The 22,175-nt window shown below is 47.5% G+C and carries 24 protein-coding genes; 18 read left to right on the top strand and 6 right to left on the bottom strand.

The genetic code is table 11. The annotated features are described in order from the left end of the window. Positions 1 to 104: 104 nt before the first annotated feature. The 5 genes from ACDE64_RS04030 to ACDE64_RS04050 form a co-directional block, all read right to left on the bottom strand. Positions 105 to 482, bottom strand: a complete 378-nt coding sequence (locus ACDE64_RS04030) for a DUF5665 domain-containing protein (protein WP_411345225.1) — start codon at positions 480 to 482, stop codon at positions 105 to 107. A 105-nt stretch (positions 483 to 587) separates the two neighbouring features. Next, entirely contained in the window at positions 588 to 1,187 is a 600-nt protein-coding gene (locus ACDE64_RS04035) for a YtxH domain-containing protein (protein WP_411349071.1), read from the bottom strand. Positions 1,188 to 1,349: 162 nt separating this feature from the next. Then, complete coding sequence (locus ACDE64_RS04040) at positions 1,350 to 1,607, bottom strand: GlsB/YeaQ/YmgE family stress response membrane protein (protein ID WP_411345227.1); 258 nt, start codon at positions 1,605 to 1,607, stop codon at positions 1,350 to 1,352. A 131-nt stretch (positions 1,608 to 1,738) separates the two neighbouring features. Next, positions 1,739 to 2,464, bottom strand: a complete 726-nt coding sequence (locus ACDE64_RS04045; protein WP_411345228.1) for a phosphatase PAP2 family protein — start codon at positions 2,462 to 2,464, stop codon at positions 1,739 to 1,741. A gap of 339 nt (positions 2,465 to 2,803) precedes the next feature. Beyond that, a complete protein-coding gene (locus tag ACDE64_RS04050; protein ID WP_411345229.1) occupies positions 2,804 to 3,028 on the bottom strand; it encodes a DUF1128 domain-containing protein in 225 nt (74 codons plus the stop codon). A gap of 106 nt (positions 3,029 to 3,134) precedes the next feature. On the opposite strand from ACDE64_RS04050, the gene yyaC reads away from it, so the two are divergent. From yyaC to ACDE64_RS04140, 18 genes are all read left to right on the top strand, one after another. Next, positions 3,135 to 3,740, top strand: coding sequence for a spore protease YyaC (yyaC, locus tag ACDE64_RS04055; RefSeq protein WP_411349072.1), 606 nt, complete (start codon positions 3,135 to 3,137; stop codon positions 3,738 to 3,740). Positions 3,741 to 3,836: 96 nt separating this feature from the next. Continuing rightward, the gene (locus ACDE64_RS04060) at positions 3,837 to 4,628 is read left to right on the top strand and encodes an alpha/beta fold hydrolase (RefSeq protein ID WP_411349073.1); all 792 of its coding nucleotides are present in this window, start codon (positions 3,837 to 3,839) and stop codon (positions 4,626 to 4,628) included. A 607-nt stretch (positions 4,629 to 5,235) separates the two neighbouring features. Then, positions 5,236 to 5,880 (top strand): DUF6483 family protein, encoded by a 645-nt coding sequence (locus ACDE64_RS04065; protein ID WP_411349074.1) that lies wholly within the window; start codon positions 5,236 to 5,238, stop codon positions 5,878 to 5,880. 16 nt (positions 5,881 to 5,896) lie between these two features. Beyond that, positions 5,897 to 7,090, top strand: a complete 1,194-nt coding sequence (locus ACDE64_RS04070; RefSeq protein ID WP_411349075.1) for a class I SAM-dependent methyltransferase — start codon at positions 5,897 to 5,899, stop codon at positions 7,088 to 7,090. A 280-nt stretch (positions 7,091 to 7,370) separates the two neighbouring features. Beyond that, the gene (locus ACDE64_RS04075; protein ID WP_411349076.1) at positions 7,371 to 7,970 is read left to right on the top strand and encodes a DedA family protein; all 600 of its coding nucleotides are present in this window, start codon (positions 7,371 to 7,373) and stop codon (positions 7,968 to 7,970) included. A gap of 27 nt (positions 7,971 to 7,997) precedes the next feature. Further along, positions 7,998 to 8,567: a thioredoxin family protein gene (locus ACDE64_RS04080; protein WP_411349077.1), complete on the top strand. Its 570-nt coding sequence runs from the start codon at positions 7,998 to 8,000 to the stop codon at positions 8,565 to 8,567. Positions 8,568 to 8,570: 3 nt separating this feature from the next. Next, a complete protein-coding gene (locus tag ACDE64_RS04085) occupies positions 8,571 to 9,209 on the top strand; it encodes an MBL fold metallo-hydrolase (RefSeq protein WP_411346690.1) in 639 nt (212 codons plus the stop codon). Between the two features lie 352 nt (positions 9,210 to 9,561). Beyond that, positions 9,562 to 9,939 (top strand): ATPase, encoded by a 378-nt coding sequence (locus tag ACDE64_RS04090; RefSeq protein WP_411345236.1) that lies wholly within the window; start codon positions 9,562 to 9,564, stop codon positions 9,937 to 9,939. A gap of 165 nt (positions 9,940 to 10,104) precedes the next feature. Then, positions 10,105 to 10,392, top strand: a complete 288-nt coding sequence (gene gatC, locus ACDE64_RS04095; RefSeq protein ID WP_411345237.1) for an Asp-tRNA(Asn)/Glu-tRNA(Gln) amidotransferase subunit GatC — start codon at positions 10,105 to 10,107, stop codon at positions 10,390 to 10,392. Positions 10,393 to 10,446: 54 nt separating this feature from the next. Next, positions 10,447 to 11,904 (top strand): Asp-tRNA(Asn)/Glu-tRNA(Gln) amidotransferase subunit GatA, encoded by a 1,458-nt coding sequence (gene gatA, locus ACDE64_RS04100; protein WP_411345238.1) that lies wholly within the window; start codon positions 10,447 to 10,449, stop codon positions 11,902 to 11,904. 27 nt (positions 11,905 to 11,931) lie between these two features. Next, positions 11,932 to 13,371 (top strand): Asp-tRNA(Asn)/Glu-tRNA(Gln) amidotransferase subunit GatB, encoded by a 1,440-nt coding sequence (gatB, locus tag ACDE64_RS04105; RefSeq protein ID WP_411349078.1) that lies wholly within the window; start codon positions 11,932 to 11,934, stop codon positions 13,369 to 13,371. A gap of 169 nt (positions 13,372 to 13,540) precedes the next feature. Next, positions 13,541 to 14,032 (top strand): GNAT family N-acetyltransferase, encoded by a 492-nt coding sequence (locus ACDE64_RS04110; RefSeq protein ID WP_411349079.1) that lies wholly within the window; start codon positions 13,541 to 13,543, stop codon positions 14,030 to 14,032. 8 nt (positions 14,033 to 14,040) lie between these two features. Continuing rightward, entirely contained in the window at positions 14,041 to 14,748 is a 708-nt protein-coding gene (locus ACDE64_RS04115; RefSeq protein WP_411346691.1) for an MgtC/SapB family protein, read from the top strand. A 135-nt stretch (positions 14,749 to 14,883) separates the two neighbouring features. Beyond that, on the top strand, positions 14,884 to 15,453 hold the full coding sequence (locus tag ACDE64_RS04120) for a hypothetical protein (protein ID WP_411349081.1): 570 nt from the start codon (positions 14,884 to 14,886) through the stop codon (positions 15,451 to 15,453). After that, on the top strand, positions 15,437 to 16,831 hold the full coding sequence (locus ACDE64_RS04125; protein ID WP_411349082.1) for a DUF4097 family beta strand repeat-containing protein: 1,395 nt from the start codon (positions 15,437 to 15,439) through the stop codon (positions 16,829 to 16,831). Before ACDE64_RS04120 ends, ACDE64_RS04125 begins: the two co-directional genes overlap by 17 nt. 369 nt (positions 16,832 to 17,200) lie before the next feature. After that, positions 17,201 to 17,641, top strand: a complete 441-nt coding sequence (locus ACDE64_RS04130; RefSeq protein WP_411349083.1) for a Fur family transcriptional regulator — start codon at positions 17,201 to 17,203, stop codon at positions 17,639 to 17,641. 166 nt (positions 17,642 to 17,807) lie between these two features. Beyond that, positions 17,808 to 19,517 carry a glycosyl hydrolase family 18 protein gene (locus ACDE64_RS04135; RefSeq protein ID WP_411349084.1) on the top strand — a complete coding sequence of 570 codons (1,710 nt, stop codon included), beginning with the start codon at positions 17,808 to 17,810 and terminating at the stop codon, positions 19,515 to 19,517. Between the two features lie 399 nt (positions 19,518 to 19,916). Then, a complete protein-coding gene (locus ACDE64_RS04140; RefSeq protein ID WP_411349085.1) occupies positions 19,917 to 20,795 on the top strand; it encodes a nucleotidyltransferase-like protein in 879 nt (292 codons plus the stop codon). A gap of 108 nt (positions 20,796 to 20,903) precedes the next feature. On the opposite strand, the gene ACDE64_RS04145 is transcribed toward ACDE64_RS04140, so the two are convergent. Continuing rightward, on the bottom strand, positions 20,904 to 22,169 hold the full coding sequence (locus ACDE64_RS04145) for an MFS transporter (protein ID WP_411345246.1): 1,266 nt from the start codon (positions 22,167 to 22,169) through the stop codon (positions 20,904 to 20,906). Positions 22,170 to 22,175: the final 6 nt, after the last annotated feature.

Here is a 22,175-nt window from a genome sequence, read left to right on the forward strand (position 1 = left end):
TTGTCGAGTAGGCAATGCCAGAGGGTATGCTAATTCTTCCATCATGGAATGAAGCAGCATACCTTTTTTATGTATGTATATGTGTATGATAAAAAAGAGGCGGATTATTTTCCGCCCCGGGATGTATTTACATAACCAAGCAGTTCACTGATAAAGTCGCCAATAACCGGAAGGTTAAAGTTTACCAGCAAAGTAAGTACGTAACCAAGTAGAGCCAGAATAACGATCGTTCCGAGCGATAAACCGAGACCACGTGCTGCACCAGCGACGAAGTTAGTCAGGATCCGCTTTTTGACACTGCTGTAATTTTCAATAATGTCTTTGATCTCTGCTTTGTCGAGTGCAGAGGTCAATTGATCCAGCCGCTCATTGAGACGATGTACCTCATGACGCAATTCAAATGGGTGTTCGCGAATGGCATCAGGTGCAGGGACAACCTGTGGTGGATTCGGTGATAACTCCTTATCGTCTTTATCAGCCATATCGTTCCCTCACTTTCACAATAATGTAAAGATGGACGTGTACCGGGCATAAAAATAGCCGACTGCAATGAGCCGGCTATTGGAATTGTTCGATTCAATCACTGCTTATTTCTTCGGTGCATTTGTAGAAGAAGGAGCAGTATAAGAAGCAGAACCAGGTGTAGTTGTGCTTGTACCAGTTGTACTGCTGCCAGCAGAGTTATTTTGCGCCAGCGGTTTTGCATCTTCTTTTACGTTGTCCGAAGCTTTGCTTACTTCTTTGCTGATATCATCTTTTGCATCTTTGATATCTTCAGCAATGTTTTTGGAAGCTTCCGCTACGTGTTTTACGATATTATCTTTCGCTTCTGCCTGTTCTGGTGTAGGCGTTGTAGCATCTTTTACTTTACCAGTCAGTTCCGTAGCTTTAGTTGCTACGGTTTGAGCGATTTCGGTTGCTTTGTTACCTACAACACCAGCCAGTTCGACTGTTTTGTCGCTGATCAGACCAGCGGCTTGAGCTGTTTGATCGGATACTGTACCGTAGACGTTTTTCGTTTTCTCACCAGCTACAGTCAGCTTGTCAGAAATGTCACTGCGCAGTTCGCGTCCAGGCTTTGGCGAGAACAGCAGTGCTGCGGCTGCACCGATCAGACCTCCTATAAATACACCTTTTATAAATGTGGAACTGCTTTGTGCTGGGTATTCTTTTTCTGCTTCGTTCATGAACAATCACTCCTTGGATTAGTATAAAGTGCATGGGCTAGCATATAAATCTCCTAGGCAGGAAGATTCAGCCATATCATATCAAGTGAAGCTTTCTGAGGAGTACATCTACCGAGAGTTTAGCTTACGAAAGGTATGGCTATATTTAAGCCTGGTATTGGATCAGGCTGCTCTTCGCAGCAGTCTGGAAACCAGTCCAAGCAAAAAAACAAAGATTGCAGTACCGATAATAGCAGGAATAATTGCGAAATCGCCGATCACCGGTCCAAAATTTCCAAACAATAATGCACCTAACCATGAGCCGACAAAACCAGCAATGGCTGCACCGATGATACCACCTGGCATGTTATCGCCTGCCAATGCATTTCCGATGATACCAATAATAATAGCTAGAATCAGGCTGATAATAATTCCCCACATATGAACGCCTCCTTTTCCAGTGAAATGGCTTGGATTCAGATGAGGTGAAGAACAAGCCGGCTAATCGATTCGGTCTTACTTCGTATATAAACCGTGTTCATACAGCATGAAACATTACGATTCATTGGGCATTAACGGTAAGGAAGTTGCTGAGGGCGCCGCTTTTGCCACAAAGACAGGCAGTAAGCACAGGCAGCAAGCCAGAGAGCGCCGCTAAAAAAGCCAGCCAGCACATCGGTTGGATAATGCACACCCAGATAAATACGCGTCGTACCGATGATGACAATGAGGCAGATACCGGACACAATCGCTGGCCACATCGGTCGACCTTGCTGTTTGCGATACCGCGCCCAGATGAAGAACAACATACCATACATCGCTGCGGCAATCGTTGCATGTCCACTTGGAAAGCTATAGCCCGAAGCTGGTGTCCAGAATTCCAGCTCTGGTCGCGGACGCATAAAGTGGGCTTTAAGCAGCGTATTCAGCTGCCAAGCACCAGCTGTCGTGATGACGATCATCAGCGCTTCGCGATATTGTCGCCAGCTAATCAGGAGCGCCATAAAGCTAAGCGCCACAAACATCGTCGGGTAAAAGGAACCCAGATACGTAAAGAATAGCATAATACTACGCAGCGGCTCCCCGTGGTATTCACGCAGATCGCGCTGGAATTCATTTTCCCATACATGGATATTGACGCCAAATATTGCTTGCATCAACCAGATCGCTGCTTCTAGCAGCAAAAACGAACCTACTGCACCGCCAATCAGCACGAGAATGATTAGTAGCCAGAGGGGAATAGAGGGAGGAGAACGGTGCCCGGATGTACCGGAAACAGATCGCATAGAGATGGTCATCGCCTTCTTTCATTTTAAAATCAATAATCGTCCAGCTATAGCAGCCTGTCGATCACCTGCATCAGATTAGAACGTATTCACCGCATCCATTGCCAAGCAACAGCAAATGCTAATCACCGGCGACTCATGCAAAGAACATGTTCCATTTGTAATCGTTATGTTAAATATAACCGCCGTCCGGCGTCTGAACCTTGTTAGCTGCAAACAAATCGTGAACAGAATCGCGCTTACTTTACTACCACTAGAAAGGATCACGTGGCAGGAGAACAGTCATACGCTATCTCTAACAAATGACAAAGCCCGCCACCGTGGGAACGGAAGCGGGCTTTGCGGCAGGCATTACTTGTTGCGCAGACGTCCAAGTTCAGAGACGAGGGCTTCCACTTCGCTAATGCTCAGATTCGGTTTGTTCATCACAATATCGTAGACATCATGAATATCTTCATACTGATCCAGCGAAAAGGCAGAAGCTTGCATCGCTGCGCCACTTGCCATCCGTAGCTTTGTTTTAATACCTTCAATCATAATGCTCAGATTTTCAGGCGTTGGTTGAGACAGGTCCATAATATCGTGTGCTCCTTCGTTTTCGCAAATAACTGATTTTGTTGTATTGTATCATGGATATGGAGTGGGAACCAACATTTTGCGGTAACGGAAGTCATGAGGTAAAATGACAGAAAATACGATCAACACGATGAGGGGAATCTACCATTATATGATTAATCGCCGTTCAAGCCTGCTACCATACGATCAGCAGAACCGACGCAATGTAAATATGGATGGCATGGTGCAATTTTTCCGAATGATTCATAGCAGGCATACGCTGGATCAACTCGCCTTTGTCTGCATTGGCACCGATCGTTCCACTGGCGATGCGCTCGGTCCGTTAACCGGTAGTGGTCTGGAAGCACACGGCATTCCCCATGTCGTCGGCACGATGGAGCATCCATGTGATGCGCATAACTTGCATGTACGCATCCCGCAGATTGCTGAGCATCTGACGATTGTCGCTATCGACGCCTGTCTTGGACAACCGCGTTCGGTCGGATTATATAGCATCGGCGAAGAACCGCTGTTCCCGGCATTGTCCGTCGGTGGTCAATTTCCGGGTGTCGGTACGTATAGCATCGCTGCTATCGTCAACGAGAATGGGCCCAAACCGTACGTAACCTTGCAAACGACATCTCTGCACAGGGTTATGAATATGTCGAACGATATTGTACAGGCTGCGGTACGCGGACTTGGCTTACATCGTGCCAATTCATCGATGATATGATCCATGCATTGTATATTATGATCTTTGGTGATCTATGTATAGAATAAAATATAATTTGAAAATACGATCCTATACCCACTACAGGAGGAATACATTATGAGCAACCTGTCACCTCAATCCAACCCATCTCTGCTACATTATACCGACTCCGGCAAAGGAACACCTGTCGTACTGCTGCACGGATTTTTCGGAAGTTCAGCTTACTGGGATGAAGTCGTTCCTTTACTACATCCACATGTGCGCTGTATCGTACCTGATCTGCGCGGGCACGGGCGCAGTCTCGCACCAGAAGGCAGCTATCGAATCGAGCAAATGGCAGACGACATCATTACCCTGCTGGATCATCTGGAATTGGATCAAGCCGTAGTGCTCGGACACTCCATGGGCGGCTATATCGCACTGGCGCTGGCAGAACAACATAGCGACCGTTTGCAAGCATGGGGACTCATTCACTCCACCGCCCACGAAGATACACCCGAAGCCAAAGAAAAACGCCTGCAAGCCGTATCCAAAATTAACAGCGAAGGCGTAGCTACCTTTGTCGATGGCTTCGTCGAAGGATTATTCGCTCCAGCTTCCGTAGACCAATTCCCACAAGCTATCCAAAAAGCCCGCGAAATCGGCTACAATACACCGCCACAAGGCGGCTGCGGCGCCGCACTCGCCATGCGCGAGCGCCCGGATCGAAGACAAGTGCTGTCATCGTCAACTCTGCCGATCCTGCTAGTCGCTGGCGAACACGACCAACTCATCCCAGCAGACCGCCTGTTTACCGCCGAAGGCACCAACATCACCATCGCCACCATCCCAGCCGTCGGTCACATGAGCCTATTAGAAGCACCCGAGAAACTAGCAGAAATTATCACTTCATTCGTTCAAAAACTATAAATCTTGCTAACGGATCAAGTATTCCGTCTAATCATTACAAATAAACACCAATGCCATCATCACATCAAGACGTTCCAATCCAAACCAACTGTTCCCAAAATTGCATATCCCCCAACCATCCATTATAGTTAAGCAACAAATCAGTAAACCATATAAACTTATTTTCATATCCGAACCTATATTTTAATGCAAATCCAATTACAATATGCCTGCAAACAAAATAAGCTCAAACTAGACAACGAAGAAAAAGTAATAAGAAGAAATAAAAATAAAGCAGTTAAAAGGTTTAAATCACTTAAACTACTGCTCCACCCAGAGACAAGGTAAACTTGCATGATGCATCGGCACAGAGCGTAGGAAAGGAAATAAGGGATAAGTGCGACTTACAGTGTTTGCGAATTTCAAACACGAGGTTCGATGAAAAGTGATTTTTGCGGAAGCAAAATATCTTACCTCTTTGGAGGGGCGGGAATCTACAGCTATCACCTTATCCGTAGATTCCCGCGGCTCCACCGGAGTCCCGTCTCCTTATTCCTTTCCAAAGCGGATGTCCCAAGCAGAAACTGCATTTACCCCATTCTCCAACCATGTAAAGGCGGGATACCCAATGTTCAGAAAAGACTACCTCATGGGCATGATCGAAGACATGACCACCATGATTGCCAAAGCATTTGGCTTAAAAGAACAAAAGAAATACACCGAAGCATTATGGGAAACCGACGATCTGATGCGCAAAAACTTTCGCTTGAACAGCGAACTGGTCAACCGCATGCCGACGGAAGAGATCGTCGAGATGTTCCGTGTCGGTGCGACCGTAGAAGTGGATCAACTGCAAGGACTGGCACGGATGGTCAGCGTCGAAGCGGATATTTATGATGCCGCTGGTAATGAAGACGAAGCTGTCGTGCGCCGCATCAAAGCACTTAATCTGTTCCTGTACAGCGCCATCAATCAGGCAGATCGCAGCCTGCTGGACTATCCGGCACAGATCGACGGTCTGCTGGATGCGCTCGAAGAATTCGTGCTGCCAGCCGCTGTTGAGAAATTGATGGTGGAATATGAGCAGCAGGAAGGCTATTATGATAATGCGGCAGATGCCGTGCGCCGTCTCGTAGAACTAGACGCTGCGGAAGGCAAACAGATCGGTCATGAATTTTACGTGCGTATGCAGGTGAAGACCGATGAGGAGCTAGAAGCGGGCGGATTAAGCCGCGCGGAAGTTGAAGACGGACTGATCCGTTTTCAAAATTGAACAAATGGAAAGTGAGATGTACGCAATGGAGTCACTCCACAAATTGATTCACCAACTCACCGAAGGCGGAGAACTGATCTCGGCAACATTGAGCCAGCGTCGCAAGCGTGACCCGGAAGCATTCGCCAAAGTAGTCATCAAGCCGGTTGAGTTGAAGAAGCAGCTGTTCTACCAGTTTGCTTATCATTACAGCAACAAGGTTACTCATGACAATGTACCGGCTGCCGAAGCCGCAGGTCCACTGATGGAACTGTTTGAACAGCATTTACGTCAGGGGCTGCTTTGCACGCCCGAAGCCGATTACCAAATATTGATCAGCAAAAAGTACAAAGTATCCATTTTGAAGAAAACCGCTACCAAAACGGTCGCTGACCTGAACCATAATCGTAAAAAGCGCTACATTTTGGACGAAGGTGAGCCGGTTCCATTTTTGGTGGAGCTGGGCATTATGAATGCCGATGGCAAAGTGCTGGCGAAGAAGTACGACAAGTTCCGTCAGATCAACCGCTTTTTGGAGATGGTGCAGGATATTTTGCCCGCGCTGCCGGAAGGTCGCGAGCTAACCATTGTCGATTTTGGCTGCGGCAAGTCATATCTGACATTTGCCTTGTATCATTATCTGAATATTCAGCAGCGCCGACCGCTGCGCATCGTCGGTCTCGATCTGAAAGCAGATGTCATTCAGCATTGCAGCCAGCTCGCCGAGAAACTGAACTATGAACATCTGCGCTTCCTTGTTGGCGATATTGCCGATTACGACGAGCTGGATCAGGTCGATATGGTCGTTACGCTGCACGCATGTGATACCGCGACGGATGCCGCATTGGAAAAAGCAGTCCGCTGGGACGCTTCTGCCATATTGAGCGTACCGTGCTGCCAGCATGAACTGTTCAGTCAGGTGCAGAACGATGCACTCAGCCCACTGTTATCGCATGGCATTTTAAAAGAACGCTTCTCCGCTCTTGCGACTGATGCGATCCGTGCCAAGCTACTTGATCTGATGGGCTATCGTACGCAGCTGCTGGAATTCATCGATATGGAGCATACGCCCAAAAACATCTTGATTCGCGCAGTCAAAGGCTCCGCTGGCGAGATGCCTGTCATGTGGCAGGAGTATACGGTATTCCGCGATATGCTGCAAGCCGATCCCTATCTGGAAAATGCCTGTCGTGATCTGTTGCCGCAGGAAGTTGGAACGACTTCCAACTGATTCGTCAACTGCTGTATTCAAACAGAGTTCATAATGATCATCTATACTGCAATAAGCCGGCGTTGCCACCGCGCAATGATCCGGCTTATTTTCATATGTCGCTATGCAACCGGGATGGTATGATTGGAATCGCGCAGTTTCTGCTCGTGCTAATGCTTGTAAAGTAGCTGCTTTACAGGCGGGTGTGCTAAAATATGTAAGGACATCATGAGCATGAGCTGCATGCGTGGGAATACATACGCCCGGATATAGAGAACGTACACATATACAAGGAGGATTGGTGGAGATTATTTCCAATATTATTGCCCAATTACTGCATATGGTCGAGCAACTTGGTTATTTCGGCATCATGCTCGGACTGATGATCGAGGTTATTCCAAGTGAGATCGTACTGGCTTACGGTGGTTATCTTGTTCATATTGGTAGCATCAACTATTTTGGCGCTGTGCTGTTCGGAACCGTCGGCGGTGTGCTAGCGCAGCTGTTCATTTACTGGATCGGACGCTATGGCGGACGCCCGGTGCTGGACAAATACGGCAAATACATTTTGATCAAAAAAAGCCATATCGACCATGCGGAAGAATGGTTTAACAAATACGGCACAGGTGTCATTTTCACCGCTCGCTTTATTCCGGTTGTACGCCATGCTATCTCCATCCCGGCAGGTATCGCCAAAATGTCACATATGCGCTTTATTTTGCTGACAACGTTGGCGGTTATTCCATGGTCGGCATTGTTTGTGTATCTCGGCATGGTACTGGGCAGCCAGTGGGAAAATATCGACGAAATTGCCGGAAAATACACAACGCCAATATTAATTGTTGCTGTTGTGCTGTTGGTAGGCTACCTTCTGGTTAAAATGAAGATGAAGAAAAAATAATCTGCATTTCGAAAGGCGGCTAACTTCATGAGCAAACGCAATCTGGCAGACAAATGGGAACAAGCCATTACACCGCAACAATTCATGGATGGTATGACCAAGAACAAGGAAACGTTTCATGACAACTACCAGCTGTTCAATTGGACCGATCTGGATGATCATGAATTTTTCAAACTGTTGAACCAGCGCGATGATCTGCGCTCGCTAATCGTAGCAGCAGACTGGTGCGGTGATGTAGTACGCAACATTCCGGTCGTATTCCGCGCGTTTGAAGAAGGCGGTATTCCAACCAAAGTGTTGATCATGGAAGAACATCTTGATGTGATCGACGAATATCTAACGATGGGCGGACGTTCGATACCGGTTGTGATCATTACCGATACGGGTGGTCATGTACTCGGTCAATGGGGTCCACGTCCAGAGCATGTACAGGAATTGATGGTACAGTTCCGTGAGGAGAATCCCGACCGCGAAGCACCGGATTACAAAGATAAAATGGCAGTCGTGCGTCAGCATATGATGGAGCGGTATGGCGAAGGTTCCGCTTCACATGCGATGGTCATCCGCGAACTGCATAAATTATTGTCAGGAGTGTGAGTGATCTTGTTTAAAGTTGAAAGCTTTTCCCTAGGACCGCTGCAAACGAATGCGTATCTACTCATCAACGAAGAGAGCAAGCAGGCGGTTGTGATCGATCCGGGTATGAACCCAAGTTCGCTTATTCGTCGTATTCAGACGCTGGGTGTGCAGCTGGAAGCTATTTTGCTCACACATGCTCATTTTGATCATATGGGCGGTGTAGAAGAGATGCGCCAGCATTTTGACTGCCCGGTGTACCTGCATGATCTGGAAGCGGAATGGATGACCAATGCCAAGCTGAACGGTTCAGCGAATTGGCCGCAAGTGACACCACCGCTTACGGCAGAACCTGCGGAACATGCGCTGGATGAAGGGCAGAAGCTAGAGCTGATCGGTCATACGTTTACCGTCTACCATACACCGGGACATTCGCCGGGTAGCGTCAGCTTCCTGAATAGTACGCATTTATTTTCCGGTGATGTCTTGTTCCGTATGGGTGTAGGGCGTACCGATCTGACTGGCGGCAGCGAACGTCAGCTGGTAGATTCGATTCGTACCAAGCTGTATACCTTTGCCGATGATGTGACTGTGTATCCCGGACATGGACCGCGTACGACGATCGGTGCTGAAAAAGCCAGCAATCCATATGTGCCTGCATAATATAGTCATGTAACACGAAATGATAATTTTCGACAAGAAATTTGTAATTTGCTATTGTATTGCGCGCAATTATGAATATAATAAACATATGCACGAGCACGCGGACCGCATGATCATCACGGTTTGCGTGCTTTCTTTATACCTTTTTCCATTTTTTATTGAAATAAGAGCATCCAAAGCCGATAACTAAACGTATAATCTTTTGACACCAATCGACGCGGATGCACGTAGAAGATACTCATATCATTTTGACAAGAGGATTTGGATGTAACTTTCATGATAGAAGTGGACACTACTTACTTTTTGTAGTAGGATGTACAAATAAGTAGATACAGCTAGGAGGAGATAAACGATGCTACACCTCGGAGAAAAAGTCGTAGTCGTCGCTGATACCTTTGAGCAAAATCTGCCTGTAGGCGATTACGGATATATCATCGCATATGACCGCAATCCTGATAATGCCTTCGATTATGTCGTTCGCATTCCCAAAGCGAATCGTAACTTCTTCGTCCCGGCTGTCGATATCGAGCCAGAGGAAAAGTTGCTGCAACAGGAAGCGGAACGAGTCGGACGCGAGGCACTCATCGATTATGCTCTGGCGACACATAATGAACAGTTGTTTTTCCATGTAATGAATGGTGGAGAGATTCCAGTCCCAGAAGAACCGTTAACTGATAAAAGCGCACAGGCGGATTTCGTCAAACAGATCAATCTGCGCGCGTGGATTTAAAAGAGTCGGCTAAGCCGGCTCTTTTTTTGTATGCTTCGCTTTAACGGATTGAATTGTACCAGCATGTACCCTATAATGAGAAAAGTTATTTCCGACCGCATCCAGACAGGATTTGTCCTGATATGGACGACGGATGAACGGTATAGCATCAAAGGAGGATGGCATATGAGTATTAATATTCAGGATGTGGAGCACGTAGCGCGTCTGGCTCGTCTCGACTTGAGCGAAGAGGAAAAGGAAATGTTTACAGCGCAACTGAGCGCCATTTTAAAATATGCGGAAAAGCTGAATGAGCTGGATACCGACAATGTGGAGCCAACGACCCACGTTCTTCACGTCAGCAATGTGATGCGTGACGATGAAGTGAAGGAAAGCCTGCCGATTGAAAAAGTACTGCTGAACGCACCGGACGACGAAGACGGACAGTTCAAAGTTCCTGCCGTATTGGAATAGGTACACCCGGCGCATAGCCAAACTGCGGATACAGAATTAAAGGAGGACATGCAAGTGACTTTATTTGACCTCAGTCTGAATGAAATACATAACCGGCTGCATGCCGGCGATCTGTCTGTAACCGATCTGGTACAGCAGGCGTTTCAGACCATTAACGAACGTGATGACCAAATCCAAGCGTATCTGACGCTGGATGAAGAGGGTGCTACCCGTCAGGCGAAGACGCTAGACGCGAAACTGGCATCTGGCGGCGAGCGCGGACTGCTGTTTGGTCTGCCAGTCGGCGTGAAGGATAACATCGTAACCGAAGGACTGCGCACAACGTGTGCTAGCCAATTTTTACGTAATTATGATCCGATCTACAATGCAACAGTAGTCGAGAAGCTGCAAGCGGCAGATTCCGTTACACTAGGTAAACTCAATATGGACGAATTTGCGATGGGCGGTTCCAATGAGAACTCTAGCTTTAAGCCTGTGCGCAATCCATGGAGTCTGGATCATGTACCGGGCGGCTCCAGCGGTGGTTCAGCAGCAGCAGTCGCTGCGGGCGAGGCTTACTTTACACTCGGCTCGGATACTGGCGGCTCGATTCGTCAGCCAGCGTCATATTGTGGCGTCGTTGGGCTGAAGCCGACGTACGGTCTGGTTTCCCGTTTCGGTCTTGTTGCCTTTGCATCCTCATTGGATCAGATCGGTCCAATTACCAAAAATGTAGAAGATTCTGCGTATGTGCTGCAAGCGATCGCTGGCTATGATGCCAAAGATTCGACTTCGGCAAATGTAGATATTCCCGACTATATCAGTTCTCTGACCGGCGATATCAAAGGTCTGAAGATCGCCGTGCCATCCGAATATATCGGTGAAGGTGTCGATCCAGCGATCAAGCAATCCATTATGGACTCGCTCAAAGTATTGGAAGGACTCGGTGCGCAGTGGGAAGAAGTATCGCTGCCATACACCGAGTACGCGGTAGCGACATATTATCTGCTTGCTTCTTCGGAAGCTTCGTCGAACCTGGCGCGCTTTGACGGTGTACGTTATGGCGTACGTGCTGACAATCCAGGCAACCTGCTGGAATTGTATCACCAGTCCCGCAGTCAAGGATTCGGACCGGAGGTAAAACGCCGGATTATGCTTGGTACGTATGCACTCAGCTCCGGTTACTATGATGCCTACTACCTCAAAGCGCAAAAAGTCCGTACCCTGATCAAACAGGACTTTGACAATGTATTTGCCAAATACGACGTCATTATCGGACCGGCTGCACCGACGACCGCATTCAAGCTCGGTTCGCAGGTGGATGATCCGTTGACGATGTATCTGAACGACATTTTGACCATTCCAGTCAGTCTGGCAGGTGTACCGGCAATCAGTGTTCCGTGCGGATTTGTATCCGGGCTGCCAGTCGGCATGCAGATTATCGGCAAAGCCTTTGACGAACAGACGGTTTTGCGTGTGGCGCATGCATTTGAACAACATACCGATTTCCACAAGCAGCGTCCACAGCTGTAACCACATCTGAAGAGGGAGGAACTACCGATGTCCACAGCCAGATACGAAACTGTTGTCGGGCTTGAAGTTCACGTTGAGCTTCATACCAAATCCAAAATTTTCTGCGGTTGCTCCACCGCCTTTGGCGCACCGCCGAATACCCATACATGCCCTGTCTGTCTCGGTCACCCGGGCGTATTGCCCGTATTGAACCGTCAGGCAGTTGATTATGCAATGAAAGCGGCGATGGCGCTGAACTGTCAAGTGGCAGATATTAGCAAATTCGACCGTAAAAACTACTTTTATCCCGATTCGCCCAAAGCGTATCAAATCTCTCAATTTGATCAGCCGATCGGCGAACATGGCTGGATCGATATCGAAGTTGATGGTGTAACCAAGCGCATCGGCGTGACCCGTCTGCATCTGGAAGAAGACGCGGGCAAACTGACCCATACGTCAGGTGGCTACGATTCACTCGTTGACTTTAACCGTGTCGGCACACCGCTGATTGAGATTGTATCCGAGCCGGACATTTCCTCACCGGAAGAAGCCCGTGCTTATTTGGAAAAGCTGCGCGCGATTATGCAGTACTGCGACGTATCCGATGTGAAAATGGAAGAAGGCTCCCTGCGCTGCGATGCCAACATCAGCTTACGTCCAGTCGGTCAGGAGAAGCTCGGCACACGCGCCGAACTGAAAAACATGAACTCTTTCCGCGGTGTACAGCGCGGTCTGGAATACGAACAACTGCGTCAGGCACAAATTCTGGATGATGGCGAGCTAGTTGTACAGGAGACACGCCGCTGGGATGAAGCTCAGGGCAAAACGATCTCCATGCGTGGTAAAGAAGAATCGCATGACTATCGTTACTTCCCGGACCCGGATCTGGTTACTCTGCATATCGATCAGGAATGGAAAGACCGTGTTCGCGCGTCCATTCCAGAGCTGCCGGATGCACGTCAGGCACGTTATGCATCTGAATACGGATTGCCGGCATACGATGCAGCTGTCGTTACTTCGTCCAAACCGCTTGCCGATCTGTTCGAAGAAAGCTTGAATTATACGAAGGATGCCAAATCAGCAGCCAACTGGATTCAGGGCGAGCTGCTTGGTTATCTCAACGCAGGCAATTTGGAGCTGACCGATGTACCGCTGACCGGACAGCATCTAGGTGAGATGATCGGCTTGATTGAGAAAGGCACAATCAGCAACAAGATCGCCAAAACTGTTTTCAAAGACATGCTGCAATCAGGCAAATCGCCACAACAGGTCGTTGAAGAAAAAGGTCTGACCCAGATCAGCGATACCGGCGCGATCAAATCGATCGTCGAAGAAGTGATTGCCGCTAATCCGCAATCTGTTGCTGACTACCAGGCAGGTAAGGACAAAGCGATCGGCTTCCTCGTTGGTCAGGTAATGAAACAAAGTAAAGGGAAAGCAAACCCTGGCATGGTCAACCAACTGCTGGCGGAATTGCTACCGCGTTAAGCTATCCATCATCATCGCAACCATCAGTACAAGGACCTCACATTCCACTCTGTGGAGCATGAGGTCCTTCTTTGCAGGTATACTTATATCCATAGACAGATAGAACATATGGAGCAGAATGGTTGTCAAAGGACACCATGTCGTCCGACAGAGAGAGGGGAAGGTAATCATGATACGCCAGTTTTCGTTGCACGACGATGATACCGTACGTCAAATATGGAGCCTTCAACATATCGCCTACCGTATTGAAGCAGAGATGATCGGGGCAAAGGAGCTGCCACCGTTAATGGATACGATGGAGAGTTTGCGCAGTTGCGGTGAAACCTTTTATGGAGAAGTGGACGAGGATGGCGAGATTCATGGCGTCGTCGCTGTACTGCGCGAGAAGCCAGATACGCTCACCATTACACGCATGATGGTGCATCCTGATTACGGTCGTAAAGGCATCGGCAGTCAGCTGCTGAATCATGTCTTTGCGCAGCACTCGCAGGTGCCGCTTTATATCGTGTCCACTGGTACATTGAACGAACCCGCTGTTGGTCTGTACCGCAAAGCTGGTTTTGAGCCGGTGGAAGCTTTTCAAGTAGCACCCGGTGTGGAACTGACGACTTTTCATCGCCATAATCCGAATCCAGTACAGACAGACAACAGGGAGGAATAGCCTTGGTCATCGACAATCCGTGGTTTATTGATAACACTCATATTTTGATTCGTTTACTGATATCGATGCTGCTAGGCGGCTTGATTGGCTGGGAACGTGAACGTTCCAGTCATGCTGCCGGATTGCGCACGCATATTCTCGTTTGTGTCGGTTCGACGCTTATTATGCTACTGTCTGTGTACGGATTTTCTGAATTTGTTAATGAAACGAATGTGCGGATTGACCCGGCGCGTCTGGCAACAGCCGTCATTTCCGGTATTGGTTTTCTCGGGGCAGGTACGATTCTGTTTACTGGCAAAGCGATCACAGGTCTGACGACCGCTGCCTCATTGTGGGTAGTCGCTGCGATTGGACTTGCGATTGGCGCAGGCTTTTATTTTGCATCCATTACGGCGACTGCACTGGTGCTGTTGAATCTATGGGTACTGAACATCGTGGAGCTACGCTATATTCGCCGTAGTAAGGCACATTCGATTACCGTAGAAGGGGTGTCCGGTATTTTGACATTGGAGCGTGTATCCAAATTTCTCTATGCCGAGAATATTACGATCAAGAAGGTTACCTTTATTAAGGAGCGCAGCGGGCATACGATTTCTTCTGAAATTCTGCTAACTGAGCTGCGTATGAATGTGGAGATTCACCACGATTACAGCCCAATGGACATTATCGGTCGTCTGCAAAAGATCGAAGGCGTTACCGCTGTTTCATTTGAATAAATAGACATTACTCATCGTCTCTGATGAATAAATCATACGCTCTGACACAGAAACCAATCAAAAACGCCATAACGGTGTAAATAGTAAACAGGTTGTTTTCATAATGGATTGTTTTGAATGGAAGGAGGACCCGGCATGACCACACCACCGTCCAAACTCCCGTTAAAGCGCAAATTTTTTGCGTTGCTTATCGCTGCACTATTTCCGGGTTTGGGTCATATGTATCTGGGATTAGCCCAGAAAGGGATTCAGTTTATCGCTCTGCTGCTGCTGGATGTGTCGGCACTGCTGTATTTTACATCCAAAGGCATTCAGATTAATTTGCCGCTGCTTATTTTGCTAGGGCTGCTGATCCCGATTATTTACTTTTACAACATCTACGACGTGCTGCAATCGACCGACTGGATCAATGATCATATTCGCGCATTGATTCCGTTTAAAAAGAAGCATCGCAGCTTCGCACGTCTGCGCGGGATCACCTTCGGTATTCTGCTTATTGTCGAGGGCTTGCTGATCTGCCTATTCTGGCTACGACCGTACTGGCTACGCAATATCGTCAGCTTCTGGGCAGGCTATCTGACCGCAGGTGTCTGTCTGGCAGTCGGTCTGGCACTACTGATTTTCCAGATCGTGCGTATGTATCGTGGACTTCATCGTCCGGCATCTGGCGAGGCAGGAGGTGTGATCCATGCCCGTAAAAATTAAAGCGGGTCGCATCACCGCGGCCCTGCTCTGGATCACACTTGGCGTGCTGGTCATGATGGATCAGCGCACTGGCGATGGACAACTGATGTTATTGCTCACCTGGTGGCCGCTCATTCTAGTTGCATGGGGCATTGAATATCTCGCCCTTTACATGTTGGCACGGTTGCGTAAGCTGCGTTTGCGACTGGATATCAAAGGTGTACTGATCGCGATCGTAGCGGCAGCAGCTGTATTTCTCGTCACTGAGCAAAATCAGTATCTGTACTTATGGAGCAAAGTCAGTCTCGATCTGACCGCCGCTTCTGCCGAATTTAGCGAAGCTTCCGGTACACGTACAGAGCTGGATCAAGTAGACGTTCCGATTGCCGAAGAAACCGATGAGTTGACAGTCGAAGGCATTAACGGCGATCTGATCATTCATACTGGCAACGTAGATCAGGTGCGTGTACGCCCTGTCGTTTGGGTAGACGAACTTGACACCGAACAGGCGCAATCAATCGCTGAAGCTACGACGATCCAGACGAGTGAAGGCGAAGAGATTAATATCCACGCTGAGACGCAGGCGTACGGTCAATCGAAGAATCGTCAGCCCCGCGTCAATATGGAGATTACTCTGCCAACAGATCGTCATTTCGATATCAATGTCCAGACGACCAATGGCAAAATCACGATGAGTAACGTAGAGGCGCTGCGTAACATTTCCGTACGTACCGGCAGCGGTGGTATTGTATTACGTAATCTGATGGGCGATGTCAAAGCCCAATCTACGAACGGCAATATGGATATCAACTCTATTCTTGGCAGTCTGAATGCTGAAACAAGTCAGGGCACATTTAAAGTAAACGATATTAGCAGTGCAGCCAAGCTGTATACTCAGGTTGGCGATATTACCCTGACCAGCGGGCTTGGCGACATCGATGTGAATACACGCAACGGCAACATTCTGGTCGACGAAGCCAATTTTGGTGTCAAAGCTCAAACGTTGAACGGCAACATTGAGATTCGTTCCGTCAGCATCGGCGCTGATTGGTCAGTATATAGCGCGGTCGGCGTGATCAGTCTGTATTTGCCACCGACTGGAGATTATGCCGTTGACGGCTCTAACAGTTATGGTACGCTCAAGACCGATCTGCCATTGGAAACGAAAAACAAAAACATCAGCGGTGAATTTGGTACTGGTGAACATACGGTACAAGTAGACGGTAACGGCGATCTGAATATTTTGCGCAATACCGACGCACTGGTCGAAGATAATGACGATGAACAGATCGTTCCAAGCAATGGAGAAACAGTACCGGAGCAAGGAACACAGGAAGGCGATGCAACGGACACTACCAATAACAGTACCGATCGCAGTACGAATAACAGTGCCAACTAACAGTATGAAATAGCAGCGCCAATACTAATCGTAGCGCTGCTATTGCGAATGATCGGTATACATTCATGCTGGACCATACTAATTGGCTCTTACTGTAAACAAACGTCAACGCCAATACCACAAGCAACACAGTTTCAATTGCAGTACTTTTAACAGTAGTGTCAGTACAGATAATGAATAAGTGTATACACTCATAAATCCAGCATCCATTTGTTCACCAACTCGTTCTGCCAGCTTGCAGCGTTGACAATCCCTTTTTGCAGCACGTAAAATGTAAACCATATACGTCTGCGCGTTACATGCAGGCATTACGCATCGCAACGGAACAGGAACCTGCGAAATTTGAAAGTTCAACAGGATGGTGGGCAGATGACAGCACGTGTAGAACATGCACTAGAACAACTGAAAACAAGTGGAGTGCGCATCACGCCACAACGACATGCTATATTGACCTATTTGCTGGAGGAGTTGGAGCATCCAAGCGCGGATGAGATTTACCGTGCGCTAGCACCGCGTTTTCCAAGCATGAGTGTGGCTACGGTATATAACAATCTGAAAATGCTAATGGAAGCGGGCATGGTACGCGAATTAACGTATGGAGACAGCTCCAGCCGTTTTGATGCTAACGTTACCGAGCATTATCATATTATTTGTCAGCAATGCGGCAAGATCGAAGACTTTCATTATCCGATTCTCGCTGATGTCGAGCATCAAGCGCAGAAGCATACCGGTTATCGTATTTCCGGTCATCGTATGGAAGTATCCGGGATTTGCCCGTCTTGCCAGCATACTCAACAAGCAATGAAGTAAACTATCTCGGCAGCACAGATCATTTCATCCTGTGCTGCTTTTTTTGTGAAGTACAAGGTTAAACTACATAGAGAGAAGCAATCAGCATTATCCTACGTCCATCATGTCAATCCAGTACAGTCGTTATCGCATCTACAGATACCGCACAGCACATAGGAGGGTTACCTTGACCAGACAGAGGCGCTCACGCGCACGCAAAAGCCGTATCATCAAATGGTGGATTGGAATTTGGGTATTCATCATCGTTGCCGGATTCGCTGCCTTTTTGATTTTGCCTAACTCACTACATGAAGAACCAGATTGGAAAGGCTTGAACAAGCCTATTTTCGTGGAAGGCGTACTGATGGATCAACCCGCAGCTGGCAGTGGAGAATCGCTGCAACTGCCATTATCGGTTGTCCAATCGCAGATTAATGAGAACATCCGTTATGAAGAAAACACACGTTCCGTCATTTTGACGACGGGTAGCAATATTATGCATTTGCAGGAAGGAAGTACCGAAGCGGAGCTGAATATGAAGTCCGAGCAGCTACGTGTTGCTCCACAGCAGGAGGACGACATCGTCTATATCCCCATTGCGCCACTCAAGCAGATTTATCATGTCGATGTATACGAAGATCCGCAGACCGGAGCCGTTATTCTCATGCGCGCCGGTGACAACATACAATATGCCCATGCCTCTAACGGTGATGATACCGTACCGATGCGAACAGATGATAGCATTCATGCACGTATCTATGCTGATGTAACGCCGGATAGCCGTCTGCGCATATGGGAAACGGGCGATCAATGGGTATTTGCCCAGCTGGATAGCGGAGTCGTCGGTTATATCCAGCGCAGTCAGATCGAACTGGAAAAGCTCGTTACCGTACCAGTGCCAACCATTGCTGACAATCGTGTCGATATCGACTGGCGTGGCAAAAAGGTCAATCTTGCCTGGGAAGCCGTTTATGAGCAGCGCATTGACCCGCACCAAATCGGTTCCTTGCCTGGTATCAATGTCCTTAGCCCAACCTGGTTCGAGATTATTGACGATAACGGCAATGTGCGTAGCAAAGCTGATATGGAATATGTCAATTGGGCGCATAACCGCAATATCGAAGTATGGGGTTTGCTCAGCAATGGGTTTGACGCTGATCGTACAACACAGGCACTATCCACATATGAGAAACGTAGCCGCATCATTGCGCAAATGCTGGAATATGCCGATCTGTATCAACTGGATGGCATCAATATCGACTTTGAAAGTGTGCATACATCCGATGGACCGAATGTCGTACAATTCATACGTGAATTGAAGCCGTTAGCAGCACAGCGTAATTTGATCTTATCGATGGACGTTACACCAAAGTCGAACAGTGAACTATGGTCGAAGTTTCTAGATCGCCGCGCGTTGGCGCCATCGCTTGATTATATGATGCTGATGGCATACGACGAACACTGGGCGTCCAGTCCAGAATCGGGTTCGGTCGCTTCCTTACCGTGGGTAGAGAACGCAACACGCCGTTTGCTAGAAGAAGACGAAGTGCCAGCGGATAAGCTTATACTAGGTGTCCCGCTCTATACCCGTATTTGGACGGAGCAGCAGGAGAATGGCAAGACGAAAGTCTCCTCGCGTGCATACGGTATGGAGAAGATCGCCAACCTGATTCAAGAGAAGAAGCTACAACCACAATACGACAAAACTACCGGACAAAACTATGTGGAATACCAGGACAACGGAGTCACCCAGAAAATCTGGATCGAAGACGAAGTATCCCTGCAAACTCGTGTCAAACTCGCCCGCGAACTCGGTCTGGGCGGTATCGCCTCATGGACTCGTAGCCTCGGCGATGATCGCGCCTGGAAAGCCCTATCCGGCATATCAGCGCAATGATTCCACTAAGGATGAAGCCATACCGAACCGAAGCAACAAAGCAAACTTGGCGTGATGTAATCCCATTAGCAAGATTCATAATTGTAATGACATTCTTGAACAAGCGAGATAAGCACTCAAATATCAAAGCAATGGTTTCAGAAAAAGACAGCCTTTTCCGAATTATGGCGAAAAAGGCTGTCTTTTTCCGTGTTGATACAATATTTAAATGCATCGTAGCAAGCTTTGCATACAGCTTGTAAATTTCATATCTATTCATTTTTACGAAATTTTGCTTTGTACCAGCAGGAGAAAAAGGGGTGGTCAGCGAAATTGTTATGCAAGAAGGCATAGCATCGTCAGAATGGAATTTGCCTGGTTTGCCGTCCATATTTCGTTGAACGGATAAGGGAGGATATTGTGGAATTAACCAATCTTTCTTTTCTTCATGAGAACAAAAACAATCACCGGATCATCGGAGCCATCGCTTCCCGAAGCAGAGGCAGTAACTTTAACGGTTCGCTGCTGCATGATTTCGATGTGCTGATTATTGTCGTTTACCGACAGCATGAGGAAGAGGAAATCATCGAGCATCGTATGGATGCATTTAATACGAATATTCAGGTTATTTACGTCGACCGTCAAATGTTGGAAAACGATACGATTACCGGCCGCAATCCTATGCTGGTCGAACAATTCATGAATGGCGAGATCATCTGGGATACCGACCGCGAATTGCAGCGGATGCGCGAACAATTTACTCGATTTTCCCGCCCGCTGAGCGAACGCCGCATTTTGCTAGAGTTTTCCCAGTTCCTTGCGCTGTATGTTGAAGCCAAGCGTCATATGCAAGAACAGCAAACGATGGATGCCTACAATTGCATCTTTCAGGCGCTACAGCATTGGGCACGCATCGATCTTTGTGAAAAAGGGATTTATCCGGTATCTGCTGTCTGGGAACAAGTTCGCGAACACAAGCTGGACGTGCACAAACTGTACGAACAACTCGCCTTTAGTACCGAAACGATGGAACAGCGTGTAGAACTAGTACTGCTTGCTTGCGAGTTCTCCGTCATGTCCAAAATGAAAGAATGCTCAGAAGCATTATTCCGCGTATTACGCAGCCGCAAACAGCCATGGAGTATCCGCGAATTGATGGAGCATCCCGAACTGTCTCATATTGGCAGCAACCTGTCGATGGTCATCCGCAAGCTCGTATACCGCTCTCTAATTAACGAGACCATCACTTGGAAACCAACACCCGGCGGCGAACGCGAGATCCGTTATTGGATCGGCTAAGGGGATCAGGTACAAAATAGCGTCATAAACTAAAACAAAAAAGTATGCCCGAATAAGGCATACTTTGATCATTACTTATGAGTGGTTGGTTATAGACGATGAACGGTATTAACGATTTGAAACAGAATACTCATCCTGTAATGGATGTACCGGAAGAGCAATATCTGTCTGCTCTTCTTTTTGTTTTTGTAGCGAAGGCAGAATGAATAGCGAGAAGACGGCAAGCAGGATCATGTACAATCCAATCATATATCCGGTATAAAGGACACCAGTACGCTCAATAAGTACACCAATCAGGAAAAACCCTGGTAAACTCGCACCTTGCATTAGCAGTGTGTAGAAGCTGGATATCCTTGCATAATAATCCTGAGACGTAATCTCTTGTAAATACGAGTTCACAAACGTAATGAAAATACCTTGCGCAATTCCGCCAATCATGAGAGAAACAAGTAGAACTGGTAGCGGAAGCTGCATAGCATAAGCGACAATCACCAATCCGAAGATCAGACTGGGCAGGCAAAAGCCGATCTTTTTATTTATAGTTTTATAACACCACGGGGCAAGCAGGGAGCCGATCACGATTCCGCAAAGTGAAAAGATAGAGATCAAATACAGATTTTCCGTACCCATATGCAGAATTTGATTTAAATAAGAGATCAAAAAGATATCAATGGACGATCCAACAAGCCATGCCAATCCAAAGATGATAAAGATGCTACGAATAACAGGCGTTCGTTGTATAAATCGCACACCCTCAACAGCAAGTTGAAGTGTTTTAGCTGTTTGATTACTGTGATTGACAATATACGGGCGAATACGTAGTACAATGCTAGCCGAACATAGAAACGTTGCAATCGTCACGACTAACAGCATAGATAGGCTCATCCCTTGTTTGATTAAAAATGCACCCATCGAATACGACAGCAACTTGCCAGTCATCATGGCCATTTGCAATTGACCGTTGGCGGAAGGGCGTAACTCCTCTGGAACGATCCAGCGCAGTAAAGATTGGCTGGCAGGCAGAAAAAACATATCGTTGATCGTAATAACGAACAAAAGTGTATAAATTAGTGCCGGATGCTGCCAACCATAGATTTGCATGGCGATAAATATAACGATCAATAGCGCACGCGTCAGATCCGTTATAATCATCGTTTTTTGTAAATTGGATTTTTCAACAACGGCACCTGCTGGAATCGCAAACAGAAAAGCGGGGATACCGGCAGCTAAATAATAAAACGACAATCCTATACTCCCCGTTTGCTGCAATTCCAGCATTTTCAATAAGGCTAAAAATAATAAACCATCACCGATTAACGCTACAAAGCGGGCGAGAAACAAATATACAAAAGGTCGGTTTTTCCACAGCTTCATATGATC

It is taken from the genome of Paenibacillus sp. WLX2291 (assembly GCF_046603665.1).
GTDB lineage: Bacteria > Bacillota > Bacilli > Paenibacillales > Paenibacillaceae > Saccharibacillus.